Genomic DNA, 9,515 nt, shown 5'->3' on the forward strand with positions numbered 1-9,515 from the left:
CTGGAACGCAAGCCCCTGAGGGATCTTGTTCTAGCGTTGCGCTTCCGGTTCCCGGCCCTTTCGGCCCGCTCCTCGGCGGCGCAGGAAGAACATTACCCGAAGGTGGACGGGGCTCCAAAACGGGTATCGGCGCCGAGGAGCGCGGGGAGTTCGGAGAGGGAGGCGATACGGCGTGGTCCGACGGGCGGATCGACCGTCGCGTACACGCCACCTCGGTCGATCCAGACCGACAGCAGTCCGGCGTCCGCGGCTCCGCGTCCGTCGATCTCCGGGTGGTCGCCGACGTAGGCGACCTCGGGCGGGGTGAGGCCGAGGGCGTCGCAGGCGGCCAGGAAGGCGCCGGGCTCGGGCTTGGAGACGCCCAGCTCGGCGGCGCACAGGATGGCCTCGAACCGGTCGTGCACGCCGAGGACGCGCAGCTTGCGGTCCTGGACGGTCAGGCTGGAGTTGGAGAGCACGGCGTGCCGGTGGCTGCCGGCGAGGGCGTCCAGGACGGGCAGGACGTCCGGGAAGAGGGACCAGGCGGCCTCGTAGTGCGTGACGTACCGCCGGAACCAGTCGTCGGCCTCGGCGTCCGTCAGCTCCGGCCGGCCGAGGAAGACCCGGGTGCGGTCGCGCCGCTGCGTGACGAAGTCGACCTCACCGGCCGCGAAGCGGGCCCACTGCCGGTCGGTGATCTCCCGCCAGCGCACGAGGGCCTCCTCGGCCGACCCGTACCCGGCGAGCAGCCCCTCGGCCACCAGGTGGGCGCGCATGCCCTCGCGGTCGGCGGTGGTGTAGTCGAAGAGTGTGTCGTCGACGTCCCAGACCACGGCGCGAATGCTCATGATCCGACGGTAACGCCGTCGGCCCCGCCGCGTCCGGCGCAAGACACGGATCGCACGCCCGCTACGGCGCTGGGGCGCATCGCAGGCCGGATACGGCGAAGACGCGGACCGCAGTCCGGATACGGCGCGGGGCGGCGTCCGGAAGTCCGGACACCGCCCCGCGCCCGCACGCGTGAGCGCTACGCGGCCAGCCTCGCCAGCGCCGCGTCGATCCGGGTCAGCGCCTTCTCCTTGCCCAGGACCTCCAGGGACTCGAAGAGGGGCAGGCCGACCGTGCGGCCGGTGACGGCGACGCGGACGGGGGCCTGGGCCTTGCCGAGCTTGAGGCCGTGGGTCTCACCGGCGGCCAGGACGGCCTCCTTGAGTGACTCGGGGGACGTCCAGTCGGCCGCGTCCAGCTTCTCGCGGGCGGTGCGCAGCAGGGCGTCCGAGCCCTCCTTCATGGCCTTCGTCCAGCTCGCCTCGTCGACGGCCGGCTCCGGCAGGAACAGGAAGTCGACGTTGTCCGTGATCTCGGAGAGGACCTTCAGGCGGGTCTGCGCGTGCGGCGCGATCGCCTGCCACTTGGCCTCGTCGAAGTCCTGGGGCGCCCAGGGGGCGACGGGGGCCTTCAGCCACGGGCGGCAGCGCTCGGTGAAGTCCTTCACCTCGAGCAGTCGGATGTGGTCGGCGTTGATCGCCTCGCACTTCTTCAGGTCGAAGCGGGCCGGGTTGGGGTTGACGTCCGCGACGTCGAAGGCCGCGACCATCTCCTCGATCGTGAAGATGTCCTGGTCGGCGGAGAGCGACCAGCCGAGCAGGGAGAGGTAGTTGAGCAGGCCCTCGGGGAGGAAGCCGCGCTCCCGGTAGAGGTTCAGGCTCGACTGGGGGTCGCGCTTGGAGAGCTTCTTGTTGCCCTCGCCCATGACGTACGGCAGGTGGCCGAAGGCGGGGATCTCCTTGGCGACACCCAGCTCGGTCAGCGCCTTGTACAGGGCGATCTGGCGCGGGGTGGAGGAGAGCAGGTCCTCGCCGCGCAGGACGTGGGTGATCTCCATCATCGCGTCGTCGACCGGGTTGACGAGCGTGTAGAGGGGGGCGCCGTTCGCGCGGACGATGCCGTAGTCCGGGACGTTCTCCGGGAGGTAGGTGATCTCGCCGCGGACCAGGTCCGTGAAAGTGATCGCCTCGTCGGGCATCCGGAAGCGGACAATGGGCTCGCGTCCCTGCGCCTTGTACTCCTCGACCTCGGCGTCGTTCAGGTCGCGGCAGTGGCCGTCGTAGCCGGACGGCTTGCCGGCGGCACGGGCGGCCTCGCGGCGGGTGTCCAGCTCCTCCTGGGAGCAGTAGCAGCGGTAGGCGTGGCCGGCGTCGAGGAGCTTGGCCGCGACGTCCTTGTAGATGTCCATGCGCTGCGACTGGCGGTACGGCGTGTGCGGGCCGCCGACCTCGGGGCCCTCGTCCCAGTCGAAGCCCAGCCAGCGCATCGAGTCCAGGAGCTGGTCGTAGGACTCCTCGGAGTCGCGGGCCGCGTCGGTGTCCTCGATGCGGAAGACCAGCGTGCCCTGGTGGTGCCGGGCGAAGGCCCAGTTGAACAGGGCGGTGCGGACCAGGCCCACGTGGGGGTTACCGGTGGGCGAGGGGCAGAAACGGACGCGTACGGGTGCGCTAGCCACGCTTGACAACCTTGTTGGTGAGAGTGCCGATGCCTTCGATGGTGACGGCGACCTCGTCGCCGACGTTGAGGGGGCCGACGCCGGCCGGGGTGCCCGTGAGAATCACGTCGCCGGGGAGCAACGTCATCGCCTCGGAGATGTTGACGATCAGATCCTCGATGGAGTGGATCATTTCGCTGGTGCGGCCGAGCTGGCGCTGGGCGCCGTTGACCGTGAGCTGGATGGTGAGGTCGCTCGGGTCCAGGTCGGTCTCCACCCAGGGGCCCAGCGGGCAGGAGGAGTCGAAGCCCTTGGCCCTGGCCCACTGCTTCTCGCGGCGCTGCACGTCGCGGGCGGTGATGTCGTTGGCGCAGGTGTAGCCGAGGACGACGTCCTTGACGCGGTCGCGCGGGACCTCGCGGCACATGCGGCCGATGACGACGGCGAGCTCGGCCTCGTGGTGCAGTTCCTCGGAGAAGGAGGGGTACTGGATCGCGTCGCCGGGGCCGATGACCGAGGTGGACGGCTTGAAGAAGGCGAACGGGGCGTCGGGCACCTCGTTGCCGAGTTCGCGGGCGTGCTCGGCGTAGTTGCGGCCGAAGGCGACGACCTTGTTGGGGAGAACGGGCGGCAGGAGCCGCACCTTGCTCAGGGGCACCTTGGTGCCGGAGAGCTCGAAGTCCGCGAACGGGATGCCCTTGATGATGTCGAGGACGAGCTGGTCCGGCTGGTCGCCCTCGACCGCGCCGAAGGCGACGTTCCCGTCGATGGAGAACCTGGCGATGCGCACGGGTTGCTTGGCCCCTTGACTGAGCTGGCTGGAGTCTGACGCTCCAGGCTAACGCGGCGGGGCTGACCCACAGGGCGGGCGCCTCGCGCATGACGTCCCCGTGCCCCGGCGAGGAGCGGTGGTTAGTCGCGCGGGCGCCCGGGTGCCCGTACGGCCGGCCGAACGGTCGGCGGCCGGGTGGCGTACTACTGTGCGGCGGTGGCCGCGACCGGCATCTCCATCAGGATGGTGCGCCGGGGGTTGGCGGTCTGGGTGGGGAGCTCGACGGCGTGCTCGGGCTGCTCCGGCGTCTGCAGCTCGGTGGCGGCGTCGAGGTGCGCCAGCGTGGTGCGTCGCGGGTTGGCGATCTTGTGGAACATCGTCGTCGTCTTCACGGTTGAACGAGACCCTGTCGTGTCCGGGCGCCGGGGGCTGCGAGAACCCCTGCGAGGGCGCGGGTTGTCGGTTTTGCCTTCTCTGTAAAGCGTCAGGCTAAACATGCGATTCCCCGCCAACCCGAGCGAGGTCCGTGATCTCCGTGTGAGTTTGCTCACTTATCCAGGGGCATATCGGTCAATTCCGGCCCGCTCGCCGCCCCGACGAAACCGACATTGCCCACCTGAAGCCATCATTCCGCTGCTGATCATGTCGACTGGGACACCCTCCACCCACCGGCGACTCGCGGACGTATATCCGTTTTGCGGGTGATCATTTTCTACGTCCGGTGACTCGACCCTCACGTGGTGTCACGTAGGTCGCGGGCTGACCCACGGGCCTTGTTGGAGATCCTGCACTGTGCTGGAATTCCACGGACCGCTGCGGGATCGAGCCGGCGCACAGAGGGCGCACACCAGCGCCGAGCGGCGGCGAGAAGGGGGAACCAGCGCCGGTCACTCACGACCGCCACGGGGGCGTATTCAGGGCGCCCCTATGACGCCGACACCGTGCCCGTCCGTTCACGCGGAGGGGTGCCTGGTCCAGAGGTTGCGACGCTAGTGCAGGGACGTTTCAAGAGGGATGGCAGCGCTTCGGCGGAGCCGGAGCCGCACGGTGGGACCGGCCCCAAGGCCGTCGGTTCCTCGCCCCAGCACGCCCAGGGCCAGGACCAGTCCGGCGACAGCGGGGACCGCGCCGGACGCTCCGGTCAGGCGGCGGCGTCGTCCGCTCCCGACCAGAAGCCGCCCGCCAAGGCGACCAAGGGCTCGACCGGCCCCGGCCCGCGAATAGCCCTGCGCAACTGGCGGATCTCCACCCGTCTGATCTCGCTGCTCGCGCTACCGGTGGTCACGGCCACCTCGCTGGGCGCGATGCGCATCAACCAGTCGATGGACGACATCCAGCAGCTCGAGAACATGAAGCTGCTGACCGAGATGACCAAGCAGGCGACGGAGCTGGCCCACGCGCTCCAGGAGGAGCGCGACCAGTCCGCCGGTCCGCTGGCCCACGGCTCGTCGTCCAGCGCGATCGCCGTCAAGGGCGACCGGGAGGCGACCGACCGGGCGCGGAAGAACTTCCTCGACCAGTCCGAGCAGATCGACGCCGCCAGCAAGGACGGCAACCTCGTCGGCGTCCGCGACAGCCTCGTCGGCCTCGCCGGCGACCTGAACGACCTCGAGCGGATCCGGAGCAACGCCTACGAGGCCGAGGACAACTCGACCCAGACGGTCGAGGCCTACCACCGTCTGATCACCCACCTGCTCGACCTCTCGCAGGACATGGCGGAGGCGACCAGCAACCCCGACATGATCCAGCGCACGCGCGCGCTGTCGGCCTTCTCCTCGGCCAAGGAGTACGCCTCCATCCAGCGCGCCGTCCTCGCGGCCGCCCTTCCGGCGAGCAACACCACGAAGCCGGACCTCGCCGAGAACGACCGGCTCTACGCCGAGTCCGCGCTGCAGAGCCAGAAGTCCGAGATCCGCAGCTTCACCAGCATCTACGGCGACGGTGCAGAGGAAGTCCTCAAGCCGATCTCCGAGGGCAACGCGGTGATCGAGTCGTCCGACGAGTACGCCGGTCGCGCGCTCGGCAAGGAGGGCGCCATCGGCGGCCTGAACAAGCGGTCCTACCAGGACTGGCTGGACGACAGCTCCACCAAGATCCAGCAGATGAAGAACATCGAGCTCAAGCTGCTTGAGGACATGGAGCAGCAGGCCCGCGAGCTGCGCAGCGAGTCGGAGCGCGAAGCGATCATCTCGGGTGTGGTGATCCTGCTGGTGCTCGGCGTCTCTCTGGTCGGCGCGTTCGTCGTGGCCCGCTCCATGATCCGCTCGCTGCGCCGCCTGGAGGACACCGCGACCAAGGTCGCCCAGGACCGCCTGCCCGAGCTGGTCAAGCAGCTGTCCGAGACCGACCCGCAGGACGTCGACACCTCGGTGGAGTCGGTCGGTGTGCACTCCCGGGACGAGATCGGCCGAGTGGCCACGGCCTTCGACGACGTGCACCGCGAGGCGGTCCGTCTCGCCGCCGAGCAGGCCCTGCTGCGGGGCAACGTCAACGCGATGTTCACCAACCTCTCGCGCCGTTCCCAGGGTCTGATCCAGCGCCAGCTGTCGCTGATCTCCGAACTGGAGTCCCGCGAGGCCGACCCGGACCAGCTGTCCTCGCTGTTCAAGCTCGACCACCTCGCGACGCGTATGCGCCGTAACGGTGAGAACCTCCTGGTCCTCGCCGGTGAGGAGCCCGGCCGCCGCTGGACCCGCCCGGTCCCGCTGGTCGACGTGCTCCGTGCCGCCGCCTCCGAGGTGGAGCAGTACGAGCGCATCGAGCTGTCCTCCGTGCCGACCACCGAGGTCGCCGGCCGCGTGGTCAACGACCTCGTGCACCTGCTCGCCGAGCTGCTGGAGAACGCGACCTCGTTCTCCTCCCCGCAGACCAAGGTCAAGGTCACCGGTCACGCGCTGCCCGACGGCCGTGTGCTGATCGAGATCCACGACACCGGTATCGGCCTCTCGCCGGAGGACCTGGCCGCGATCAACGAGCGGCTCGCCTCCCCGCCGACCGTGGACGTCTCCGTCTCCCGCCGCATGGGTCTGTTCGTGGTCGGCCGCCTCTCGCAGCGCCACGGCATCCGCATCCAACTGCGTCCGTCCGACTCCGGTGGGACGACCGCGCTGGTCATGCTGCCCGTCGACGTCGCCCAGGGCGGCCGCAAGCCGCTGCCCAAGCAGGGGCAGTCGTCCACGGGCAACGGCGGTCCGGCCGCCGCGCAGGCCGCGGCCGGTGTCGCGGCGGCCCGGCGTGGTGGCGGCCAGGGCGGCGGCGCGTTCGGAAACGGCGGTGCCTTCGGCGCCGGTGGCGGTGGCGGCGCCCTCGGCGCGGGTACGTCGGGCGGCGGTGCCCTCGGTGCCGGTCAGGGGCCCAGGGCAGCACTGCCCGGGCGGGACACGGGCGGCCGTCCGGGTGCGCCGGGTGGCGCGCGCGGGCCCCAGTCCCCGGCGGGACCCAACCAGCAGAACCGCCCGGCTCCGGCCGGCGCGGGAGCGGGAGCCGGCGCGGGAGCGGGCACCGGCTCTGGTGCCGGTCAGGCGCCGGGTGCTCCGCAGGGCCTGCAGGCCGCGGGCATGAACGCCCCGCAGGGCCAGGACTCCTCCGTCTTCGGCGGCGGACGCGGTCCCTCCGCTCCTCCGCAGCGCGGCAAGCGCCGCGGCAACGGGAACGGCGACGCCGAGCAGGGCCGTCGTCCGCAGCTGCCGCCGCGCGGCGGGCCGCGGGCCGAGCTGCCCGGCGGCAACCCGCAACCCCGCACGCCCAGCTGGAGCGACGACAACGCGCAGCCGGTGCCGCGTGCCTCGCTGGACGCCCCGCGGGGCCACGAGGAGCCGGACAGCTCCCGTACGGACCGCACGCCGCGCTTCGACGACCGGCAGGGTCCCGGCTCGACCGCCGAGATGCCGGCTGTCCCCCGGCTCGGCGAGTCGCAGGGTCCCCCCGCCACGGCCGAGTTCGCCCGCCCGGACTTCGACGCCCCGGCCCCTCGCCAGGACGACCCGCAGAACACGGGCCAGTTCGCCCAGCCCGGCCGGGACCAGTACGACCAGGACCAGTACAACCAGGGTCAGTACGGTCAGGACCAGTACAACCAGGACCAGTACGGCCAGGGTCGATACGGTCAGGACCAGTACGGCCAGGGCCAGGGCGACCAAGGTCAGGGCGGCCAGGGTCAGGGCGGCCAGGGCCAGGGCGGCATGAGCGCCCCGCAGAACGACCAGTTCACGCGGCCCGAGCCGACCGCCCCGCAGCAGGACGAGGGGTCCTTCGTCCGCTCGGACGTCTTCGGCAGCCAGCCCGGTCGGACGGGTCAGCACGGTCAGACGGGTCCGAACGACCCGGCAGGGACCGGGCCGTTCACCGGCGCCCAGGGTTACGACAACGGCTCGACCGGGCAGCACCGCCTGCCGGAACGGCAGAACCCGGCCGCCACCGGCCAGTTCGAGCGCCCGCAGAGCAACGGCGCGCAGGGCGGCAACGACTTCGGCGCCCCGCGTCCGCCGGCCCCGGCGCAGCATCCCGTCCACCAGGAGCCCGCTGGTACGAACGCCAACGGGAACTCCGGCGGAACCCCTGCCCAGCATCCCGGTGACGGATGGGCCCTGCCCCCCGCCGCCGGACCCGGTGACGGACGTACGCCGCTGTTCGACACGCTGGAGACCAACTGGTTCCACGGCGACCGCGAGGCCAGGGCGCAGCACGACGCGTCGGCCGCGGACCCGGAGCCGCAGGCCTCCCAGCCCCAGACCCCGGCGGCCCCCCAGCGGCCCGCCACCACCGCCTGGCGCAGCTCGCCGAACGACGACCTCGTCCGGCAGGCCGAACGCGTCCGGCAGCCGGCCGCGGGCGGAATCACCACTTCCGGCCTGCCTCGCCGGGTGCCCCGGGCCAACCTCGTCCCGGGCACGGCTCAGCAGCAGTCGCAACAGAGCGGTCCGCAGGTATCGCGTGCGCCCGACGAAGTGCGCGGCCGGCTGACCAATCTCCGTCGGGGAATCGCACAGGGCCGTCAGGCCGGTACCAACCAGACCGGCAGCTATCCGCGGCCCACTCACCAGCAGGAGCGTTAGTTGAGCCCGATGAGCCAGGCGGCACAGAACCTCAACTGGTTGATCACGAATTTCGTGGACAACACCCCAGGGGTGTCCCACACCGTCGTCGTGTCCGCCGACGGACTCCTCCTGGCGATGTCGGAGGGCTTTCCGCGCGACCGCGCCGATCAGCTCGCGGCCGTCGCCTCGGGGCTGACCTCACTGACCGCCGGGGCATCCCGGATCTTCGAGGGCGGCAGCGTGGCGCAGACGGTCGTGGAGATGGAACGCGGGTTCCTTTTCCTCATGTCCGTCTCGGACGGCTCGTCCCTGGCCGTCCTCGCCCACCCGGATTGCGACATCGGCCTCGTCGGCTACGAGATGGCACTCCTGGTCGATCGCGCGGGGGCGGTACTCACGCCCGACCTGCGCGCTGAACTACAAGGAAGTCTGCTCCACTGAAGGGCCCCGGCACCACCCGTGTTACCAAATCACCGTCCGGCCGCCACAATCCCCCCACCGGCCTCGTCAGACGGCACGACTGACCAACTGCTGTCCCGCCCGGAGGATTCATGACCCCGCCCACCGCCTCTCATGATCCGTACGCGGAGCCGTACGAGGATGAGGGCGACCAGCCGCTGGTACGTCCGTACGCGATGACCGGCGGCCGGACGCGGCCGCGCTATCAGCTCGCCATCGAGGCGCTGATCAGTACGACGGCCGACCCGGCAGCGCTCATGGGGCTGCTCCCCGAGCACCAGCGCATCTGCCATCTGTGTCGCGAGGTGAAATCGGTGGCCGAGGTGTCGGCCCTGCTGGCGATGCCGCTCGGCGTGGCCCGGATCCTCGTCGCGGACCTCGCGGAGGCCGGGCTTGTCGCGATTCACCAGCCTGGCGGGGATGAGAACAACGGCGGTGCGCCTGACGTGACACTGCTCGAAAGGGTGCTCAGTGGACTTCGAAAGCTCTGACGGAGGCCGGGCGACCACCTCCGCGAAGATCGTGGTGGCCGGCGGCTTCGGCGTCGGCAAGACCACGTTCGTGGGCGCCGTCTCCGAGATCAACCCGCTGCGCACCGAGGCCGTGATGACCTCTGCCAGCGCGGGGATCGACGACCTCACACACGCCGGGGACAAGACGACCACCACGGTCGCCATGGACTTCGGACGTATCACGCTCGACCAGGACCTGATCCTGTACCTGTTCGGCACTCCCGGCCAGGACCGTTTCTGGTTCATGTGGGACGACCTGGTGCGCGGCGCCATCG

The 9,515-nt window shown here is 70.8% G+C and carries 8 protein-coding genes; 4 read left to right on the plus strand and 4 right to left on the minus strand.

Features of this window, described 5'->3' with window-relative positions:
• Nucleotides 1-92: 92 nt before the first annotated feature.
• From ABEA26_RS33175 to ABEA26_RS33190, 4 genes are all read right to left on the minus strand, one after another.
• Nucleotides 93-827, minus strand: coding sequence for an HAD family hydrolase (locus ABEA26_RS33175; RefSeq protein WP_345597397.1), 735 nt, complete (start codon nucleotides 825-827; stop codon nucleotides 93-95).
• Nucleotides 828-1,006: 179 nt separating this feature from the next.
• Nucleotides 1,007-2,491 (minus strand): glutamate--tRNA ligase, encoded by a 1,485-nt coding sequence (gene gltX, locus ABEA26_RS33180; RefSeq protein ID WP_345597399.1) that lies wholly within the window; start codon nucleotides 2,489-2,491, stop codon nucleotides 1,007-1,009.
• A complete protein-coding gene (locus tag ABEA26_RS33185; protein WP_345597400.1) occupies nucleotides 2,475-3,251 on the minus strand; it encodes a fumarylacetoacetate hydrolase family protein in 777 nt (258 codons plus the stop codon). The genes gltX and ABEA26_RS33185 overlap by 17 nt, the downstream gene beginning before the upstream one ends.
• A 185-nt stretch (nucleotides 3,252-3,436) precedes the next feature.
• On the minus strand, nucleotides 3,437-3,625 hold the full coding sequence (locus ABEA26_RS33190) for a hypothetical protein (RefSeq protein WP_345597405.1): 189 nt from the start codon (nucleotides 3,623-3,625) through the stop codon (nucleotides 3,437-3,439).
• A 600-nt stretch (nucleotides 3,626-4,225) separates the two neighbouring features.
• On the opposite strand from ABEA26_RS33190, the gene ABEA26_RS33195 reads away from it, so the two are divergent.
• From ABEA26_RS33195 to ABEA26_RS33210, 4 genes are all read left to right on the plus strand, one after another.
• Entirely contained in the window at nucleotides 4,226-8,287 is a 4,062-nt protein-coding gene (locus ABEA26_RS33195) for a nitrate- and nitrite sensing domain-containing protein (RefSeq protein WP_345597401.1), read from the plus strand.
• Nucleotides 8,288-8,296: 9 nt separating this feature from the next.
• Complete coding sequence (locus ABEA26_RS33200) at nucleotides 8,297-8,710, plus strand: roadblock/LC7 domain-containing protein (protein ID WP_030611534.1); 414 nt, start codon at nucleotides 8,297-8,299, stop codon at nucleotides 8,708-8,710.
• A 110-nt stretch (nucleotides 8,711-8,820) separates the two neighbouring features.
• Entirely contained in the window at nucleotides 8,821-9,219 is a 399-nt protein-coding gene (locus ABEA26_RS33205) for a DUF742 domain-containing protein (RefSeq protein WP_003973454.1), read from the plus strand.
• The coding region (locus tag ABEA26_RS33210) for a GTP-binding protein (RefSeq protein WP_345597403.1) at nucleotides 9,200-9,515 on the plus strand (316 nt) is incomplete at its 3' end. The genes ABEA26_RS33205 and ABEA26_RS33210, both read left to right, overlap by 20 nt.

This window comes from Streptomyces marokkonensis, from assembly GCF_039539045.1.
Taxonomy (GTDB): Bacteria; Actinomycetota; Actinomycetes; order Streptomycetales; family Streptomycetaceae; genus Streptomyces; species Streptomyces marokkonensis.